The 17,435-nt window shown below is 58.3% G+C and carries 20 protein-coding genes; 11 read left to right on the top strand and 9 right to left on the bottom strand.

The genetic code is table 11. From position 1 onward, the window contains the following. Positions 1-19 precede the first annotated feature (19 nt). Positions 20-1,387: a DUF1329 domain-containing protein gene (locus FHL16_RS30225; protein WP_077750189.1), complete on the bottom strand. Its 1,368-nt coding sequence runs from the start codon at positions 1,385-1,387 to the stop codon at positions 20-22. Positions 1,388-1,410: 23 nt separating this feature from the next. Beyond that, positions 1,411-3,204, bottom strand: a complete 1,794-nt coding sequence (locus tag FHL16_RS30220; RefSeq protein WP_042932362.1) for a DUF1302 domain-containing protein — start codon at positions 3,202-3,204, stop codon at positions 1,411-1,413. 716 nt (positions 3,205-3,920) lie between these two features. Here FHL16_RS30220 and FHL16_RS30215 point away from each other — a divergent pair. Next, positions 3,921-6,128: an S-type pyocin domain-containing protein gene (locus FHL16_RS30215; RefSeq protein ID WP_238706205.1), complete on the top strand. Its 2,208-nt coding sequence runs from the start codon at positions 3,921-3,923 to the stop codon at positions 6,126-6,128. 1 nt (position 6,129) lies between these two features. Continuing rightward, the gene (locus FHL16_RS30210) at positions 6,130-6,390 is read left to right on the top strand and encodes a bacteriocin immunity protein (RefSeq protein WP_010463210.1); all 261 of its coding nucleotides are present in this window, start codon (positions 6,130-6,132) and stop codon (positions 6,388-6,390) included. Between the two features lie 41 nt (positions 6,391-6,431). Here FHL16_RS30210 and FHL16_RS30205 read toward each other — a convergent pair whose 3' ends face one another. The 5 genes from FHL16_RS30205 to FHL16_RS30185 form a co-directional block, all read right to left on the bottom strand. Further along, on the bottom strand, positions 6,432-7,343 hold the full coding sequence (locus tag FHL16_RS30205; protein ID WP_077750186.1) for an SDR family oxidoreductase: 912 nt from the start codon (positions 7,341-7,343) through the stop codon (positions 6,432-6,434). Between the two features lie 111 nt (positions 7,344-7,454). Further along, positions 7,455-8,357 carry an alpha/beta fold hydrolase gene (locus tag FHL16_RS30200; protein WP_010463214.1) on the bottom strand — a complete coding sequence of 301 codons (903 nt, stop codon included), beginning with the start codon at positions 8,355-8,357 and terminating at the stop codon, positions 7,455-7,457. Then, positions 8,357-9,139, bottom strand: coding sequence for a class II aldolase/adducin family protein (locus FHL16_RS30195; protein WP_077750185.1), 783 nt, complete (start codon positions 9,137-9,139; stop codon positions 8,357-8,359). Before FHL16_RS30195 ends, FHL16_RS30200 begins: the two co-directional genes overlap by 1 nt. Before the next feature lie 131 nt (positions 9,140-9,270). Next, positions 9,271-9,957: an LrgB family protein gene (locus FHL16_RS30190; RefSeq protein ID WP_010463218.1), complete on the bottom strand. Its 687-nt coding sequence runs from the start codon at positions 9,955-9,957 to the stop codon at positions 9,271-9,273. Then, on the bottom strand, positions 9,947-10,333 hold the full coding sequence (locus FHL16_RS30185; RefSeq protein ID WP_010463220.1) for a CidA/LrgA family protein: 387 nt from the start codon (positions 10,331-10,333) through the stop codon (positions 9,947-9,949). Before FHL16_RS30185 ends, FHL16_RS30190 begins: the two co-directional genes overlap by 11 nt. A 96-nt stretch (positions 10,334-10,429) precedes the next feature. Between FHL16_RS30185 and FHL16_RS30180 the strand changes: the two genes are divergently transcribed. Next, positions 10,430-11,326, top strand: coding sequence for a LysR family transcriptional regulator (locus FHL16_RS30180; protein WP_010463222.1), 897 nt, complete (start codon positions 10,430-10,432; stop codon positions 11,324-11,326). Here the strand turns inward: FHL16_RS30180 and FHL16_RS30175 are convergent. Next, the gene (locus tag FHL16_RS30175; protein ID WP_077750184.1) at positions 11,307-11,762 is read right to left on the bottom strand and encodes a flavodoxin; all 456 of its coding nucleotides are present in this window, start codon (positions 11,760-11,762) and stop codon (positions 11,307-11,309) included. The genes FHL16_RS30180 and FHL16_RS30175 overlap by 20 nt on opposite strands. A gap of 99 nt (positions 11,763-11,861) precedes the next feature. On the opposite strand from FHL16_RS30175, the gene FHL16_RS30170 reads away from it, so the two are divergent. Together FHL16_RS30170 and FHL16_RS30165 are read left to right on the top strand one after the other, a co-directional pair. Continuing rightward, positions 11,862-12,341 (top strand): PAS domain-containing protein, encoded by a 480-nt coding sequence (locus FHL16_RS30170; protein WP_010463226.1) that lies wholly within the window; start codon positions 11,862-11,864, stop codon positions 12,339-12,341. A 54-nt stretch (positions 12,342-12,395) separates the two neighbouring features. Next, positions 12,396-13,001 (top strand): hypothetical protein, encoded by a 606-nt coding sequence (locus FHL16_RS30165; protein ID WP_010463228.1) that lies wholly within the window; start codon positions 12,396-12,398, stop codon positions 12,999-13,001. 2 nt (positions 13,002-13,003) lie between these two features. Here the strand turns inward: FHL16_RS30165 and FHL16_RS30160 are convergent, their stop codons facing one another. After that, positions 13,004-13,963 carry a MerR family transcriptional regulator gene (locus FHL16_RS30160; protein WP_042932936.1) on the bottom strand — a complete coding sequence of 320 codons (960 nt, stop codon included), beginning with the start codon at positions 13,961-13,963 and terminating at the stop codon, positions 13,004-13,006. Between the two features lie 210 nt (positions 13,964-14,173). Between FHL16_RS30160 and FHL16_RS30155 the strand changes: the two genes are divergently transcribed. The 6 genes from FHL16_RS30155 to FHL16_RS30130 all read left to right on the top strand — a co-directional run bounded on the left by FHL16_RS30155 (position 14,174) and on the right by FHL16_RS30130 (position 17,232). Continuing rightward, the gene (locus FHL16_RS30155; protein WP_077750183.1) at positions 14,174-14,743 is read left to right on the top strand and encodes an antibiotic biosynthesis monooxygenase; all 570 of its coding nucleotides are present in this window, start codon (positions 14,174-14,176) and stop codon (positions 14,741-14,743) included. 81 nt (positions 14,744-14,824) lie between these two features. Beyond that, entirely contained in the window at positions 14,825-15,535 is a 711-nt protein-coding gene (gene folM, locus FHL16_RS30150) for a dihydromonapterin reductase (protein ID WP_077750182.1), read from the top strand. Between the two features lie 22 nt (positions 15,536-15,557). Beyond that, positions 15,558-16,133, top strand: a complete 576-nt coding sequence (gene folE, locus FHL16_RS30145) for a GTP cyclohydrolase I FolE (RefSeq protein WP_010463237.1) — start codon at positions 15,558-15,560, stop codon at positions 16,131-16,133. Positions 16,134-16,135: 2 nt separating this feature from the next. Further along, positions 16,136-16,507, top strand: a complete 372-nt coding sequence (gene folX, locus FHL16_RS30140; protein WP_007970304.1) for a dihydroneopterin triphosphate 2'-epimerase — start codon at positions 16,136-16,138, stop codon at positions 16,505-16,507. 97 nt (positions 16,508-16,604) lie between these two features. Next, the gene (locus tag FHL16_RS30135) at positions 16,605-16,901 is read left to right on the top strand and encodes a DUF1244 domain-containing protein (RefSeq protein WP_008150700.1); all 297 of its coding nucleotides are present in this window, start codon (positions 16,605-16,607) and stop codon (positions 16,899-16,901) included. Continuing rightward, positions 16,894-17,232 carry a HopJ type III effector protein gene (locus FHL16_RS30130; RefSeq protein WP_077750181.1) on the top strand — a complete coding sequence of 113 codons (339 nt, stop codon included), beginning with the start codon at positions 16,894-16,896 and terminating at the stop codon, positions 17,230-17,232. Before FHL16_RS30135 ends, FHL16_RS30130 begins: the two co-directional genes overlap by 8 nt. The last annotated feature ends 203 nt before the right edge of the window (positions 17,233-17,435 follow it).

Genomic DNA, 17,435 nt, shown 5'->3' with positions numbered 1-17,435 from the left:
TGCGAATGTATCAACGCCCTTACCGGACGCCCTCGGCACGCAACGCCGATGGCGTGTAGTCCGCCGCCTTGGCTTCGAAGCCGAATTCAAAGCTGTGCTTCTCTTCGTTCTTCATCCCCAGCGCAATGTATCGACCGGCAATGATGTCGTAGAGCGCTTCCAGGGTGTACGCCTGGGTCTGGTGATCGTAGTAATACTGGGCGTGCCCCTCGGCCACTCGCCACAGTTGACCACGACCGTCATAGTGATCCACCAGCGCCACTTGCCAGCTGTCTTCGTCGATGTACATGTGGCGTTTGGCGTAAATGTGTCGCTCGTTCGGCTTGACCGTGCCGATCACTTCCCAGACCCGGTGCAGCTCATAGCGGGTCAGGTCCTGGTTGATGTGGCCGGCCTTGATGATGTCGTCGTACTTGAGACTTGGCGAGTCGAGTTTGTAGCTGTTGTAGGGGATGTACATTTCCTTCTTGCCGACCAGTTTCCAGTCATAGCGATCCGGCGCGCCGGAGAACATGTCGAAGTTGTCGGATGTGCGCAGGCCGTCAGCGGCAGTGCCCGGCCCGTCGTAGGCGACTTGCGGGGCGCGGCGCACGCGACGTTGGCCGGCGTTGTAGATCCATGCCAGGCGCGGTTCTTTCACCTGATCGAGGGTTTCGTGCACCAGCAGCACGTTCCCCGCCAGACGCGCCGGTGCCGTTACCGACTGCTTGAAAAAGGTCAGCACGTTGGCGGCTTTTTCCGGGTCCAGGTCCTTCATCAATTGCGGAACGGCGATCTCTTCCTCAAAGCGGATCGGCGTGTAGCTGCCGTTGGTCTGCGGCGTCACCTGGGTAATGATGCGGCGCAGGTTACCGCCGTGATATCGGGTGATGTGGTTCCACAACACTTCCACGCCGTTCTTCGGAATCGGGAACGCGTAGTAGCGGTTGCCGGTGAAATTGGCCAGGCCGTTACCGTCGTTGATGCTGTTCACGTTCAGCGCGCTGCGCTTGGCCGACTCGTAGATTTCCGGTGGCACGGCCACGGTGCGGTGACTCGGGTAAACCGGGATCTTGTACGTTTCCGGGTAGCGCTTGAACATCGCCACCTGGCCTTCCGAGAGTTTGTCCTTGTACTTGTCGACGTTGGCGGGGGTGATCACGAACAGTGGTTTTTCGCTGGCGAACGGGTCAGCCAGGAAGCCTTTGCTGTCCACCGCGCCGGCGTTTTTCGGGAGGCCACCGGTCCACGCCGGGATCGAACCGTCGGCGTTACCGGCCTTCTCGGCGCCGAGCGGCGTGAGGGAAGTACCGAGTTTGTTCGCTTCGTCCGGCGACACCGCCGCCATCACGTTGGCCGCCAGCAGGCTCAAGGCCAGGGCGCCGCATTGCAGAATCATCTTGCGCATCAAATTCATCCTTCTCAGCCAGATCAGAAGTTCACGCCGAAGCTCAGTGCCAGGAAATCGCGGTCTTCCAGGGTGTTGTAGTCACCACCGAAGAAATCGGTGTAACTCAGGCTCGCGGTATAGGTGTTGCGGTAGTCGGCATCGACACCGACGCTGACCGCCTTGGCGCCTTCGTTGAACAGCCCGTTGGGGCCATAACCCGCGACGTCATGGGACCAGGACAGGTTGGGCTTGAGGTTGATCCCGCCGATCACGTTGGCGTAATCGAGGATCGCCCGGGCACGGTAGCCCCAGGAGGTCGAGGTGACGAAACCGTCGGTATCGCCGCCGAAACCATACTGGCCGTACACCGAGTCGCGGCCGTAACGCAAGTTGCTGCGCGACTCCAGGCCACCGACGTGAACCACCGCCGCTTCGCCGACCAGGGTCAAGCGCTGGGCACCCCACACTTGATCGTAGAATTGCGTGAGGGTGCTCTGGATCTGCGTGATTTCCTTGCGGCGATAGCCTTTGTTGTCAGCGCCCGGGGTGGTGGCGATCGGTGATGCAGCGCCACCGGCAATCGGGTTGAGCAAGGCCAGGGTCAGGTCGTTGGTGCTGACCTGCACGGGTGCATTCGGCCGATAGCTGATCTCGCCGCTCCACGCGGTGCCGGTCGGCAAGGTAGTGGAGAAGCTCGCGCCGTAAAGGCGAATGTCTTCCGGGTATTCGAGGTAGTACTGACCGCGCCCCAGCATCACGCTTTGCGCCAGTCCCGCACCGCTGCCCGGCGCCAGACGGTTGGCCACACTCACCATCCCCGGCAGGCTGGCCAGTGTCGACAGGCCGGCCGTGGTGGTGCCGACCGTCGGCGTGCGGCTGTGGTAGTTCATGAAATACAGGCCGTACTCGGTGTCGTCACCGAGCCAGCGCAATGCTGTGCCCCACTGCCCGGAATCCCGCGCATCACGGTCGCCACCCCGGGGAACGACCACGCCCTCGCGGGTCACCTGGAGTGGCTGACCGAAAGCCGATGCCAAGGGCGCCAAGGGTGCAATCGCCGGACTGCCGACGGTGTAATTGTTGTTGCAACCATCCGCCACCACGTCGTTGCCGAAGAAGGTGCCGCAGTTGTCGACGACGGTCTGGTCCCACTCCAGTTGATAGAAACCTTCCACCGAGAGCTGATCAGTCAGGCCCTGGGAGGCGAACAGCATGTTCACCGGAATCAGCCCTTCCTTGATCTCGGCGCCCGGCCGACGGAACGCTGAGACGTCAATCGGGTTGATGCTGTTGATCGAGTTACCGATGAAGGTACTTTCACCCCAACTCACCACCTGCTTGCCGGCACGCACGGTGCCCGGCAGATCGGCGATGGAATAGTTGTGATAAACGAAGGCATCGAGAATCTGCGCACCGGAGGACTTGGCGCCTTCCTTGCGGCCACTGTCGCTGATCGGCTTGAACTCGCGGTCTTCGTCCTTCAGCTCGAAGTCGTACCAGTACTTGCCACGGACGAAGACGCCGGTGTCACCGTATTTCAATTCGAGGTCGTGCAGGCCCTTGAAGATCTTGGAGAAGGTTTCGCCTTTCTTGAAGTTCAGCCGGCCGTCATCACCGGTCGAAGACTGACCGGTCCCGCCGTTGACGGTGCCCACCAAAGATCTATCGGCATCGCGCATGCCCCAACTCGCGCCGACGGACAGCGAGGAGTCGAACGTACCCTCGATTTCGCCAATGTTGAACGCAACAGCCTGCGCCTGGGCACAGCAGCCCAAGGCAACCGCAGCGGCCAGCGCTTGCGGTGTGAAGATGGCGCGCATTGTTGTTTTTGTCATGCGTCTTCCCCGGTGAGTGACAGAAGGCCCCACCCTACTGCCGCACGTTGGGAGCGATAAGCGCACCAAGGAGGTATTCGTGGTGTACCTCTAAAGGATGAATGGCCGGATGGGACGGGGGTTTGCGCCGGGTATGGATGGGCTGGATGGGGGACTATCAGCAGAATGCATGGCAGCAGCTGCTACAGGGGACGTGGCGCGTCGGACTATTGCTCAGACTGCAACAGTGCATGTCGCGAATCGCTGTTTTTCCTTTCAGCTCAACGGCTTATTCTTGCCGGGCTTTCACGGCAAACCGCCAGAAAGCGCGAATCGATGGCGTGTGTTCAGTCCACGCCATTGGCGACAGAATCCAGATGAATCGACGCTTTTTCGATTGATCGCCCTGTGTTCACTGACGTTGATTTGTAGCTCCTTGATCCAACGTCTTGCTTTGGCCGCTGCGTTTGCAGCGGCCTTTTTTATGGGCGACATTCCTACAAGATATTTCCTATAACAACATAAGAAATATCTCTTTACGCAAAAGACAATCCTGCCTTTATTCCTGCCTCATCGAAATTTCTCGCTGCTTTATATGTAAGGTCTGACGCAAGTCTCGGACCCAGATTTTCTACTTCTGTTGTAATTTTTAATGGCACGACGCAATAACCGACAACTATTTTTTAATGGCTGACTGGCAACACGTCATCCATATGCACATTCAAAAGGATATGAATATGCAAAAGCCTCCAAGGCCAGGTTCTCTTGATATTCGCACGCCCATCCATACGATAGGCGTTGCTCCGGACCACATGACACCCGCGCCTCTAACATCAAACATTGTCACAACGGGTCCACATGGGCACGGAATACCTGTTTATTACCAAAATCTCAATACCATTAAAGCCACCTCCCAAGCGCTGGAGCAAGAATATCAAACCAAGTCCAGCCAATTGCCGCAAACCATTGAAAATGAACTGGCCGCCACTCGGCTTGAGGGTCCAACTGATCCACTTCCACCTGCACAATCGATAATTCGCGAACTGGATGTACGAAACAGACTCACTGCTCGAAAAACAGCCGAGTTCCACAATAAAACAGCTATTGCCCATTCTTTTTATGGAGGAGATCCATTTAACAGGCACATCAACGAATTCATGAAGAAGGCTACAACTATCGAAAAGAGGCCTACACCGGACGGCGCTGCCATGCAGGCGTTGTTTCAGTCTCTTCGGGCGGCCCACGATGCAAGATTGTTGGCTCAAGGTCTCGAATTGCTCAGGCAGCAAAACGTCAATGTGCAGAACTTCCTCAGTGCTGTGCAGGCCAATGAGCAAGCCCAGCGAGCAGCTGCAGAGTTGCTACGCGTAAATGAGGAAGCAGCAATCCGGGCTCGAGAACAACAGAGACTTGCAGCATTGGAAAACGCGCAGCAGGTCGCTGCGGAACAGGCTCGTCTTGAAGCGAAAGCTCAGGCTCAGGCTCAAGAACAGGCACGTATTGCAGAATTGAATACAGCCCTGGCCGAGGCTGAGGCTAATGCGAAAGCAGCTGCTCAGCATTTCGCAGCCGAACAGGCTCGTCTCCAAGCTGAAATGGAACAGCAAATCGAGCAGATACAAAGGCAGCTAGAGACGGAAAGACAGCGTCTGGAGACTCGCCTCAAAGTCATTGATTCAGCTACTGCCGTGGCTCAACGCCACGTTCAACGGGTGAATCTGATAGTTCAGCAGTTGAAGGAAAGGCAAGCGCAAGAGCGCGAGCGGCAACAGGGTCGTCTGACGGCAGAGGATGAGACTCGACGAAAACTTGAGCAAGCCCGCCTCTTGGGGTCAGAGGAAACGGAGGCCAGGTGGCAAAGCCCTACGTTTGCCAATGTCGGTTCGACCGCAGCATTCGGCCCAGCGTTTACCGGCACGACCGGAACTATCGGCAATAGCCCTGCGACCTCTCTGGCGTTAAAGACCGCGCTTCGCACAGCCGTATCCGCTGTCACCGCAACTCTTGCGACAGCAGCCGCTCCAGTTCTCGTAGGATTCGCCGCCCTTTTCGCTCCATCACGGCTAGGTAACGGTGATCTGTTTTCTGTCAGTGTTCCGCTGTCAGAACTTTCGCCAGTTCCAACTGCCCATCTGTACGAACAAGCAGTCGCCGGGGGAACAATCGACCTGCCGGTTACCCTCGGTTCGAAGTCAATAGGTCATAGGGTTGAGATCGTCGTTGTCACCACAGACGGCGTGACAGTTCCCGCCAGTGTGCCGGTGAATCTGGCCCACTTTGATGCTGGCAAGAATGTTTACGTATCGGGCAGCACTGTCGCCAACGGTCCAGTCATCACCTGGACACCGTTGGTGGAACCCATAAACCCCTCGACTGATCTTCCGCTGACCGAAACAGATCTGCCGATCTATGAAGGCGCTACTGTCACTCCCAACACCGGACGAGTGAATCCATTTCCAGAGCTGGATCGCTACGGGTTTGGCGGATTCATCACCGTCTTTCCGATCGACTCAGGCCTTCCACCGATCTTCACCCTGCTCAGGGATCGACGGCAGGATCCTGGTATTGCCAGCGGGAATGGAGAGTTCGTTTCAGGAATCTGGCTAGGGACGAGGTCACGGTCGGGAGGTGCACCGATTCCCAAGCAGATTGCGGATAAACTTCGGGGACGGGAGTTTTCGAATTTCAGAGCGTTCAGGGAAGCGCTCTGGAGAGCGGTTTCAGACGATTTGGAGTTGGCGACACAATTCACAGCCAACAATGTTCAAGAAATGAGTAACGGCCGAGCCCCTTTTTCTCGTAAAGCGGACAGATTAGGTGGCCAAGTAAAACTTGAGCTACACCATGTGAACCAAATTTCAAGAGATGGCGAGATATTTGACATGGACAACATCCGAATCGTCACCCCGAAACGACACTCAGAAATACACAAAGGAGATAAATGACATGAGCCTCTTTGACCTCTCCGACTACACCGAAACAGAATTCCTTAAGTTCGTTTCCAGAATCTGCCAATCAGAATACCCGACAGAGAAGGAACAGATTGATGCAGTACTTTTGTTTGAAGAACTAACAGAGCACCCCGACGGATCCGACTTGATTTACTACGCAGATTCAGACGAAGAATCAACACCCGAAGCTATCGTTGCGAAAGTTAAATCTTGGCGAAACATAAATGGCAAACCAGGCTTCAAACCCGAAGAATAAACATAAGGGAGCAAGCATTCATGCTTGCTCCCCTTACACTCTTAAATCGAATACCTCTGCAAATTCCCCATCATCTCCTTCAGCGCCTCAATATTGTCCTTCGGATGCGCCGCCCCTTCGAAATCACAAATCTGCTCCCACTGCGCCGCCACATCCTCCGGCGAGAAGCCCACCCGCGGATCAAACCCGGCGCCCAGGCTGCGCTCCCAGCGCACCTTGCCCATCCAGCCGCCGCCGACTTCAAACAACCCGGACGTTTCCTGGCAGTTTTGACTGGCCAGGTACACCACCAACGGGCTCACCAGTTCCGGCTTGAGTTGCTCGAACACTTGCGGCGGAATCAGGCCTTCGGTCATGCGGGTGCCACCCGTCGGTGCGATGGCATTGACCAGGATGTTGTTCTTGCGACCTTCGATGGCGAGTGTGCGGGTCAAGCCGTAGAGGCCAAGCTTGGCCATGCCGTAGTTGGACTGGCCGAAATTGCCGTAGATGCCGGAGGTGGATGCGGTGAAGATCACGCGGCCGTAGTTTTGCTCGCGCATGTGCGGCCAGGCGGCGCGGGTGACTTTGTAGGCGCCTTCGACGTGAACGCGGTAAACCAGGTCCCAATCGGCGTCGTCCATTTTGTGGAAGGTCTTGTCGCGCAGGATCCCGGCGTTATTGACCACGACATCAATGCGGCCGAAGGCGTCGAGGGCATGCTGTACGATTTTGTCGCCATCGGTAACGGAGTCGTGGTTGGCTTCGGCGATGCCACCCGCCTCACGAATTTCCGCCACTACGCGGTCGGCTGCCGAGGCGTTGGCGCCTTCCCCTTGCGCCGAGCCGCCGAGATCATTGACCAGCACTTTGGCGCCTTGTTTGGCGAACAGCAGCGCGTGAGCCCGGCCCAGGCCGCCGCCGGCCCCCGTGACGATCACAACTTTATCTTCGAAGCGCACAGACTCATTCATGGGGGGAACTCCAGCAGACCAAGGACAATACGTCCGAGTGTCAGGCACCAGGCTGCTGGTCACAATAAACACAGGTAAAGCTGAATAGTGCTTGATAAGGCTGGGGGATAGTCAGGAACAGGCCGCCCTGCGCGGCGGAGAAATCAGCCGATCCCGAAACGCCTGATAATGCTTGAGCACCTGCGCCGGCGCTTCAGTCTGCGGGTAATGGCCAATATCAGGCAGCAGCACCGTGTCCGGGTTGGGGACCAGTTCCCGATAGCGCTTGACCATGTGCGCACCGGAAATCGGATCGACTTCACCATCGATGACCCGCAGCGGAACCTCGCCACGCTGCATGGCGCTGACCCAACGCTCGCGCTGAACACGCCGCTCAGGAATATAAGCGATGAGCTTATGCATGATTCGCGGGCCGTGATTGCTGTCGATCAGGCCCCAGAAATCGTCCATCTCGCTTTCGGTGGGTCGAGTGTGCGGACCAAATATCTGCCGGAAACTTTTCACCAGTCCGTCGCGGGTAAAAGCTCTCCCGATCATCCAGCCCAAAGGGCTGAGCAACAGTTTTTGCATCAACACCGGGCGATGGGTTTCAGGAAACAGGCCGCCGTTGAGGAAAACACAACTGGCGATATCGACGCGCGTCTCGTAATGCCGGGCCAACAGTTCCTGAGCCACGCTGTCGCCATAATCGTGGGCCAACACATGCACCGGCTGTTCGACGTTCAGGTGCGCGAGCAGCGCCTGTTGCAGATCGGCCTGCTCCAACAGGCTGTATTCATGGTTGACCGGTTTGGCCGAGTCGCCGAAGCCGAGCATGTCGCAGGCAATTACCCGATAGCGCTGCGCCAGCGGTTGCCACAAGTAATGCCAGTCCCAACTGGCGGTCGGGAAACCATGGATGAGCAGCAACGGCTCACCCTGCCCCGCCGTCCAGTAATGGATGGTCTGGCCACGGAATACGAACGTCTGGCCGCGCTTTCGCCAGACACACAGGGGGATCTCGGCAAGTGCCATTAGAATTTATAACCCGGGTCTAGTTGATCGAGTTTGCGCAGCAACGCCGGCCAGGCCAACGCGCCGCCCATCCCTTGAGCACTTTTGGTCACGCCGGCAATCATCGCCTTGGCGCCCGCCAGAATCTGCGGCTCGATAGCAATCAGCTCGGCGCCACCATTCTGCGCCAGCACCTGGATATCGCAGGCGCGCTGAAAGGTGAACATCATCAGGAACGTGTCGGCGATGGTGCTGCCACAGGTCAGCAGGCCGTGGTTGTGCAGCATCAGGAAATTGTTTTCACCCAGGTCGGCTTGCAGGCGCGCCTTCTCTTCATGGTTCAGGGCAACGCCTTCGTAGGCGTGATACGCAAGGCTGGACAGCACAAACAATGACTGCTGACTGATCGGCAGAATGCCCTGCTTCTGTGCCGACACCGCCACACCCGCAGCGGTGTGAGTGTGCAACACGCACACCACATCGTGACGCACTTCATGCACGGCGCTGTGAATGGTGTAACCCGCCGGGTTGATTTCGTAAGGGCTGTCCATCAGCTTGTTGCCGGCCTGATCGACCTTGACCAGACTCGACGCAGTGATCTCGTTAAACATCAGCCCGAACGGGTTGATCAGGAAATCTTCAGTGCCCGGCACCTTGGCCGAGATATGCGTAAAGATCAGATCGTCCCAACCATGGGAGGCCACCAGACGATAACAGGCCGCCAGGTCGACGCGGGTCTGCCACTCGGCGGCACTGACCTGGTCTTTGACACTCTGGGGGGATTGGACGGGAGCAACTTTCACGGCAAGGACCTCCTGTTCTTATAGTTTTACTGTCGTTACCGCAGTCTAGTCGCCCCCGGATTTCGCGTAGTTGCATTGGCAGCCAGCTTGGTGGCCTAACGAGTCAGTTCAGGAGAAAGACTGGATCCATGTCAAAGGACCGCCGCCAACAAGGGGGCGGCAAACAGGTTCAAAAGCCCTGTCAGAACCATGACCAGCCCCGCAACCGAGCCTTCCTCACCGCCCACTTCATGGGCCCGACTGACACCGGCACCGTGCGCGCCGACGCCAAACAACGCACCGCGCGCAAGGGCGCTGCGCAACGGCAGCCACTTCAGCAGAATGCCGCCGAGCATCGCCCCGAACACACCAGTGAACATCACGAACACCGCCGTCAGTTCCGGCACGCCACCGAGGTCGTGAGCCAGCGGCATGGCAAACGGCGTGGTGATGGAGCGTGGCACCAGCGACATCGTCACCGAACTGTCCAGCGCCAGCGCCTTGGCCAGACCGAACGAGGTGCCGATGGACGCCGCACTGCCCGCCAGCATTCCGAGCAACAACGCCGACCAATACCGCATCAGCATCTGCCGCTGTTGCCAGATCGGCACGGCGAACGCGACGGTCACCGGCCCCAGCACCCACATCAGCCAATGGGTGTTGCTCGAATACTCCGAGTACGCGGTATGCAGCGGCACAGCGAGGGCCAGCAGCAGCGCCGGAACCAGAATCAGCGGCGACAGCAGATAACGCCCGGTGCGCCGGTAGATCCAGCGACTGAATAAATAGGCCGACAGCGTGAAGGCCAGCCAGAACATCGGCATCAGCTCAAGCTTCATGGGACCTCCGCAACCGCACCACCCCTTCCACGGTAAACGCGGTGACCAGCATCACCATCAGCGTACTCACGCCGATCACCAGCAGAATCCGCCAACCGTCGTCGCGCATCAGGCTGCCGTAATCGAGCAGGCTCATCAGCGCCGGGATAAAAAACAGCAGCATCTCGGCCATCAACAGGCCGGCCCCCATTTGCAACGCCGCCGGTTTGATCCCGCCAACCGCGAAGGCCAGCAGCAACAGCGCCATGCCGATGACGCCACCCGGGATCGGCCAAGCCAACCCCGCGGCAATTTCGCAGCCGAGCAGGTAGATGCCGAGCAGCACGGCCAGTTCAGCGGTCAATCGAGCCAGGCGTTTGAAGATGGATGAATTCATGGTTTCGGTCCTCACAGATGCTCATTTTACGGAGCGGGCTGCTATCCCCGAAACGAATTGTTAGACTCGGCTCTATTCCAATCTGGAATCAGGCGCATGGAATTCAAGCAGCTACGCAGCTTCGTCGAAGTGATGCACCAAGGGGGTTTCACCCAAGCCGCCAAGACTCTGCACATCAGCCAATCAGCGGTGAGCAAGCAGGTCGCTCAGCTGGAACAAAGTCTGGGCACACCGTTGCTCGAACGTTTGGGGTCGCAGCTGCGCCTGACCGCCGCCGGCAGCGTGGTGCTGCAACGGGCCGAAGGCATGCTGCGGCTGCGCAACGAGTTGCTCAGTGAGTTGGACGATTTGAGCCAACTGGCTCGCGGGGAATTGCGTCTGGGACTGCCGCTGCTGGGCAGTGACGCGCTGTTCGCCGGGCTGTTTGCCGAGTACCGGCGGCGCTACCCGAACATCAGCATTCAGTTACTGGAGGGCGGTAGCCTGAACATCGAACAGGCGGTGTTGAGTGGTGAGCTCGAACTCGGTGGCAGTCTGTTGCCGAAGGATCCGCAGTTCGCCTTTCAGCCTTTCTGCGATGAGCCGCTGGATGCGCTGCTGCCCGCCGATCATCCGTTGGCGACCAAGACAGTGATCGGACTGGAGGAATTGGCCGATACGCCGTTTCTGCTGTATCAGCGCAGCTTCGTGCTCAACGACCGGTTGCTGCAGGCTTGTCATCAGCTGGGGTTCACACCCAAGGAAGGTGGGCGCAGCGGCCAGGCGGATTTTCTTGCCGCACTGGTGGCCGCCGGCCAAGGCGTGGTGCTGCTGCCCAGCGTGGTGGCGCGTGGGCTGGTGCGGCCAGGCGTGGTGCGCCTGACCTTGAATGCCCCGGATTCGTTACGCTGGGACATTGCCTTTATCTGGCGGCAGGGTGCGTACTTGTCGAAGGCTGCACAAGCCTGGCTTGCCCTGCTGCGCGAGCGGCCGGTCAGCTCCGCAGCACCCTGATCAACTCGGCCAGCCAAGGCTCGGCATCGGTTTCCGGAGTCACACTTTCGCTGGCGTCCAGACGCAACATCGGCAGCACTTCACGCAGGCCCAGTTCGGCGAACAACTCACGCATCTGCTCGCCGCCGCCGCAGAACGTATCGCCGTAACTTGCATCGCCCAAGCCGATCACCGCTCCCGGCAAACCGCGCCAGGCAGCAGGTAATTGGTCACGGATCATCCAATACAGGGGTTGCAGGTTATCCGGCAATTCACCCATGCCGGTGGTCGACGTCACCGCCAGAAATGCTTCCGGGCCGAAGGCCTGGACATCGGCCAGTGTCGCGCGCGGGTTGTGCCAGGTTTCGAAACCCGCGCCGTTTAAAAGAGAGGCGGCGTGGCGGGCAACTTCTTCTGCCGTGCCGTACACCGAGCCGGAAATGATGGCAACTTTCATCAATCGATCCTGAAGCTGTAAAAGACACAGATATTAACAGCACGGGCTCGTTTGATCTTTTAGAATGCAAATCCCTATCAATACGGAAAGGATTCTCCGATGATCAACGCTCAACTGTTGCAAATGGTAATCAACGCCTCCAACGACGGCATCGTGATTGCCGAAAAGGAAGGTGACCAGGACAACATCCTGATTTACGTAAACCCGGCGTTCGAGCGGCTGACGGGTTACACCAGCGAAGAAATTCTTTACCAGGATTGCCGTTTCCTGCAGGCCGGTGACCGGGATCAAAAAGAAGCCCTCACGGCGATTCGCAAAGCGTTGACCCTTGGCGGCTCCTGCCGGGAAATCCTGAGAAACTACCGAAAGGACGGCACCCCGTTCTGGAATGAACTGTCCCTTTCTACAGTGAAGAACGAAAGCGATGGGCAAACTTATTTTGTAGGCGTGCAGAAAGACGTTACGGTGCAGGTCAAGGCACAGCAGCGAGTTGCGCAACTGGAAGCACAATTGGCTGAGATGCAGGCCGAGCTTGCCGCGCTTAAAGCGACGAACGGTAAAAACAAAACAGCGAATTAATGGTCATTAACTACAATCACCGATGACTTTGTAACTATTCCTTTCGAGCAAGCCATGCAACGCGACGCACTCCTGACACAGGATGAGCTGGATTTCATCCAGACCATGCAACACAACCCCCAGCTCAATGTGCGGGATGCGACGTCGAGTCTGCTCGTCAACGGTGGATCGCAAATCCGTGATTTGCTCACACGCCTGGCGGCCCATGAGCAAGTCACCATCCAGGCCAATTTCGAAAACCAGCAAATGACCTTTCCGCTGCATCTGGTGGAAGACGAATTTCATGCGCTGCATTTGCGTCTGGGCGTGCCGAGTATTTATGAAGACGGGCCAATGGTACGACCATGGCGCCTGACGCTTGAAGAGCCGGTGGCGCTGGAAAATGCCAAAGGCCAGCCCGGCACGATGTGGGTGCATGAAATATCGTTCAAAGGGGTTTTGCTGGAAGTTCGCAACAAGACCAAACCGCCCAAACACTTCGCGTTGTGGTTCAGTCCGTCAGGCTATGAGCGGATTGCATTGCGCGGCACCTTCGAGCGTGAAACCGAGCAAGGTTTCTACGCTTACGAATTAAGCCAGAGCGACAAGGATGAGACCGAACGTCTGCGTCAGTACATCCTTCAGCAACATCGTCTGACACATCCCGCCCTGCACATCTGATCTCAGGTATCCAGGTTTCCTGCCAGGAACTGTTTCAAACGCTGACGCATCACCATCCCCTCATTTCCCAGACAACCGATCGACGATCCGGCCAGGCTGTCCTGTGCCAGGTCCGACGCATCGCCAGCCAGCAGCAACTGACAATCCAGGCTCAAGGCCAGTCGATTCAGACGTCGAGGCAACTCGGGGGCAGGCGCGTGGTTGGACACCAGCACCAGTGCCGTGGGCTTGATACGCTCGCAAACCAGGGTCAACTCGTCGAAGGGCTGACCGATCGCCAGCAGTTGAATAGCCGAGTCGACACTGCTCAGGTACAGCGCCGTGACCAGCACTTCGAGTTCATGAGCCTGATCGGCCAAGGCGCAGACAATCACGCGTCGAGGCTGCATGACGCGCACCAGCAACATGCGCTGCAACACACGAGAACGCAGGAAACCATCCAGAAACAGCCATTCGCTGGTCTGACCGAACGCGTGATGGCGCTGCAGCATCAGCTTCCAGATCGGCATCAGGATGTCCTGGAACACCACGGTCAGGGGGTAACTGGAAAAAATCTGTCCATAGACTTGCTCCAGTTTAACCTCGTCAAACGCCGTCACCGCCACCTGAACCTCCTGCTGCCACTGGGCGTAGTCGGCTTGAACGAGTTCGTCGGGAATGATTTTCGCCAGGGCTTTGAGCGGCTCGGTCTTGGCCAGTATCTTGCCGACCTTGCTGACCGCGACGCCGCGATCAATCCAGCCGAGAATGCTGCGGACCTTTTCGATATCCGCCATCGAGTACAGCCGATGCCCGCTTTCGGTGCGTGTGGGCTGAATCAGACCGTATCGTCGCTCCCATGCCCGCAACGTAACGGGGTTGATACCCGTCAGGCGCGCTACTTCACGGATGGGAAACAGCTCTTCCTGTTCCAGTGCAGCTCCTCGCTGCAAATCTGGGACACCTTCAGTCAGGACAGGCATGTGGCAATTGAAGTCCGCGCGCAAAATTGGATCCCATTCTAACTCTTCCACCCCATGCTTGTTCAAGACTGATAAACGACGAATGTCGCTGGCGTATCCGTCAGAATCAGGAATAATCCTTGCTTGTCTCAAGACGCAGCCCATCACCCCGGCGCTGCGCCTGGCGAAACTCTTACCCGGAGTGACGCATCTGTTATACGGAGATTCACCATGTCTACCTCACCCGTCACGCTGATGGTTGCGCGCCGCGTCGCCGATGGGCGTTATCAGGACCTGATGGCCTGGTTGCGCGAAGGCGAACAACTGGCCACCGACTTCCCCGGTTATCTCGGCTCAGGTGTGCTCGCTCCGCCGCCCGGCGATAACGAATTCCAGATTATTTTCCGCTTTGCCAACGAGCAAACCATGCACGCCTGGGAGCATTCCGCTTCGCGTACCGCATGGCTGGCGCGCGGCAGCGATCTGTTTGCGCACAAGACGGAACATCGCGTGAGTGGCATTGAAGGCTGGTTCGGCGCGGTCGGCCAGCGCCCACCCCGCTGGAAGCAGGCGGTGGCAATCTGGCTGGCATTCTTTCCGGTTTCCCTGCTGTTCAACTTTGTAATGGGGCCGTTGCTCGACGACATGAGCCTGCTGCCCCGCGTGCTCATCAGCACCTTGTGCCTGACGCCGTTGATGGTCTACTTCTTCATTCCGCTATCGACCCGCCTGCTGGCCAGCTGGTTGAACAGCACGCCAGCACGCCCGTTGCCCGCCAAGCCCACTCCCCAAAACCACTGATCCCCCTTGTGGGAGCCCCGCAATAGGTGAATGCCGCTGCGCGCTGGTATAGTTTTGCTCTTACCGCGACGCGAGCCGTTCATGACCTCTTCCGCAGCTCCGATCCTCATCACCGGTGCCGGCCAGCGTGTCGGCCTGCACTGTGCGCAACGTTTGCTCGAAGACGGCCATCCGGTGATCTTCAGTTACCGCAGCGAACGCCCAGGCGTGCAGACATTGCGCGACCTGGGCGCCACCGCGGTATTTGCCGACTTCTCCACTGAAGCGGGGATCCTCGCGTTCATCACCCAACTGAAAACCCACACCGACAGCCTGCGAGCCATTGTCCACAACGCTTCGGAATGGCTGGCCGAAACCCCGGACACCGACGCCGAGGCCTTCACCCGCATGTTCAGCGTGCACATGCTGGCGCCCTACCTGATCAACCTGCACTGTGTCGACTTGCTCGAACGCTCAAGCCCCGCCGACATCGTGCACATCAGCGACGACGTGACCCGCAAGGGCAGCAGCAAACACATTGGCTACTGCGCCAGCAAAGCCGGGCTCGACAGCCTCACCCTGTCCTTCGCCGCGAAATACGCGCCGACAATCAAGGTCAACGGTATCGCGCCAGCCCTGCTAATGTTCAACCCCGACGACAACGCGGCGTACCGCGCCAAGGCCCTGGCCAAGTCCGCGCTGGGCATCGAACCCGGCAGCGAAGTGATCTACCAGAGCCTGCGTTATTTGCTCGACAACCCTTATGTCACTGGCACGACCCTGACCGTCAATGGCGGACGGCACCTCAAATAAGCAGCCCCCGCGAGGATGTTCCATGACGTTATCCCTGCACCAGAACGCCCTGTCCGAGAGCTATCGCGAAATTCTCATCGGTCTCGGCGAAAACCCCGACCGCGAAGGACTGCAAGACACCCCGGTTCGCGCAGCCAAAGCCATGCAGTACCTCTGCCACGGCTACGACCAGAGTGTCGAGGAGATCGTCAACGGCGCACTGTTTGCGTCAGACACCGACGAGATGATCATCGTCGCCGACATCGAACTGTATTCGTTGTGCGAACATCACCTGCTGCCCTTCATTGGCAAGGCCCATGTGGCTTATATTCCGACGGGCAAGGTGCTGGGCCTGTCGAAGATCGCGCGGTTGGTGGACATGTTCGCCCGCCGCCTGCAGATACAGGAAAACCTCACCCGACAGATCGCCGATGCGGTGCAACAGGTGACTGACGCGGCCGGTGTCGCGGTGGTCATCGAAGCCAGGCACATGTGCATGATGATGCGCGGCGTCGAGAAACAGAATTCGACCATGAACACCTCGGTGATGCTCGGCGCCTTCCGCGAGTCGAGCACCACCCGCCAGGAGTTCCTGCAATTGATTGGACGGAGCAAGTAGCAATGCCACAACTTCAACCAGGAATGGCACGCATCCGGGTCAAGGACCTGTGCCTGCGGACCTTCATCGGGATCAACGAGGATGAAATCCTCAACAAGCAGGATGTACTGATCAACCTGACCATCCTGTATGCCGCTCAGGAAGCGGTGCGTGACAACGACATCGATCACGCGCTGAATTACCGGACCATCACCAAGGCGATCATCGCCCACGTGGAAGGCAATCGCTTCGCCCTGCTCGAACGCCTGACCCAGGAGATCCTCGATCTGGTCATGGCCAACGCGTCGGTGTTGTACGCCGAAGTTGAAGTCGACAAACCCCACGCCCTGCGATTCGCCGAGTCGGTGTCGATTACGCTCGCTGCAAGCCGCTAAGCTTCAAGCTTCAAGCTTCAGGCGTTAAGCTACAAGCCATCGCAACCCATCTTGCAGCTTGAAGCTTACCGCTCGAAGCTGCCTCGCAGAGGCCCCCATGACCGATCAACAACGCCTGGAACTTGAAGCCGCCGCCTTTCGCCGGCTGGTCGCCCACCTGGACAGCCGCAAGGACGTGCAGAACATCGACCTGATGAACCTCTCGGGCTTCTGCCGCAACTGCCTGTCCAAGTGGTACAAGGCCGCCGCCGACGAACGCCAGATCGAGGTCAGCCTCGATGACGCTCGCGAAGTGGTTTACGGCATGCCTTACGCCGAGTGGAAAGCCCAATACCAGCAAGAAGCCAACGCCGAACAACAAGCGGCGTTCGCCAAAGGAAAACCCAATGAGTGATTTGAACACCCTGCGCGCCAGCCTCAAGAGCGGTGAGCATGTTTTCGCCGACACCCTGGCGTTCATCGCCACGGGTTACGACTACCAGCCTCAGGCTTTCAACAACGGCGGCGTAGAAAACGCCGCCGGGCAGAACGAAGGTTCGTGCAAGACCCTGGGCCTGGCGCTGCTGGAAGGCCTGACCGATGAAGAGGCGCTGTTGGCCTTTGGCGAGCATTACCGCTCGGTCGTGGCCACGCCTGAAGGCAACGACCACGGCAACATTCGTGCGTTGATTGCGCAGGGTCTGGCGGGCGTGAAATTCACCCAACAGCCGCTGACTCGCCGTTAATCAAAGTCCGCGAAACGCTTCACGAGCGACACAGAACCTGTGGCGAGGGAGCTTGCTCCCGCTGGACTGCGTAGCGGTCCCTCTTTTTGGGGCCGCTGCGCGCCCCAGCGGGAGCAAGCTCCCTCGCCACAGATTACGCTTTGCCTGCCCATCTCTTATTCGCACACATCCCGACTTTTAAGATTGACCCGTCCACTTTATTT

The organism is Pseudomonas sp. FSL W5-0299 (genome assembly GCF_005930655.1).
Taxonomy (GTDB): Bacteria; Pseudomonadota; Gammaproteobacteria; order Pseudomonadales; family Pseudomonadaceae; genus Aquipseudomonas; species Aquipseudomonas mandelii.
The sequence above is the reverse complement of the archived record's forward strand: the minus strand, read 5'-3'. Positions and strand labels throughout refer to the sequence as shown.

Excerpts from the sequence above, each read along its gene's own strand:
- FHL16_RS30130 (WP_077750181.1), top strand. The coding sequence starts at position 16,894 with ATGAGTGATTTGAACACCCTGCGCGCCAGCCTCAAGAGCGGTGAGCAT.
- FHL16_RS30160 (WP_042932936.1), bottom strand. The coding sequence starts at position 13,963 with ATGCCTGTCCTGACTGAAGGTGTCCCAGATTTGCAGCGAGGAGCTGCA.
- FHL16_RS30155 (WP_077750183.1), top strand. The coding sequence starts at position 14,174 with ATGTCTACCTCACCCGTCACGCTGATGGTTGCGCGCCGCGTCGCCGAT.
- FHL16_RS30185 (WP_010463220.1), bottom strand. The coding sequence starts at position 10,333 with ATGAATTCATCCATCTTCAAACGCCTGGCTCGATTGACCGCTGAACTG.
- FHL16_RS30175 (WP_077750184.1), bottom strand. The coding sequence starts at position 11,762 with ATGAAAGTTGCCATCATTTCCGGCTCGGTGTACGGCACGGCAGAAGAA.
- FHL16_RS30210 (WP_010463210.1), top strand. The coding sequence starts at position 6,130 with ATGAGCCTCTTTGACCTCTCCGACTACACCGAAACAGAATTCCTTAAG.
- FHL16_RS30135 (WP_008150700.1), top strand. The coding sequence starts at position 16,605 with ATGACCGATCAACAACGCCTGGAACTTGAAGCCGCCGCCTTTCGCCGG.
- FHL16_RS30215 (WP_238706205.1), top strand. The coding sequence starts at position 3,921 with ATGCAAAAGCCTCCAAGGCCAGGTTCTCTTGATATTCGCACGCCCATC.
- FHL16_RS30225 (WP_077750189.1), bottom strand. The coding sequence starts at position 1,387 with ATGCGCAAGATGATTCTGCAATGCGGCGCCCTGGCCTTGAGCCTGCTG.
- FHL16_RS30170 (WP_010463226.1), top strand. The coding sequence starts at position 11,862 with ATGATCAACGCTCAACTGTTGCAAATGGTAATCAACGCCTCCAACGAC.
- folE (WP_010463237.1), top strand. The coding sequence starts at position 15,558 with ATGACGTTATCCCTGCACCAGAACGCCCTGTCCGAGAGCTATCGCGAA.
- FHL16_RS30220 (WP_042932362.1), bottom strand. The coding sequence starts at position 3,204 with ATGACAAAAACAACAATGCGCGCCATCTTCACACCGCAAGCGCTGGCC.
- FHL16_RS30180 (WP_010463222.1), top strand. The coding sequence starts at position 10,430 with ATGGAATTCAAGCAGCTACGCAGCTTCGTCGAAGTGATGCACCAAGGG.
- FHL16_RS30190 (WP_010463218.1), bottom strand. The coding sequence starts at position 9,957 with ATGAAGCTTGAGCTGATGCCGATGTTCTGGCTGGCCTTCACGCTGTCG.
- folM (WP_077750182.1), top strand. The coding sequence starts at position 14,825 with ATGACCTCTTCCGCAGCTCCGATCCTCATCACCGGTGCCGGCCAGCGT.
- FHL16_RS30205 (WP_077750186.1), bottom strand. The coding sequence starts at position 7,343 with ATGAATGAGTCTGTGCGCTTCGAAGATAAAGTTGTGATCGTCACGGGG.
- folX (WP_007970304.1), top strand. The coding sequence starts at position 16,136 with ATGCCACAACTTCAACCAGGAATGGCACGCATCCGGGTCAAGGACCTG.
- FHL16_RS30200 (WP_010463214.1), bottom strand. The coding sequence starts at position 8,357 with ATGGCACTTGCCGAGATCCCCCTGTGTGTCTGGCGAAAGCGCGGCCAG.
- FHL16_RS30165 (WP_010463228.1), top strand. The coding sequence starts at position 12,396 with ATGCAACGCGACGCACTCCTGACACAGGATGAGCTGGATTTCATCCAG.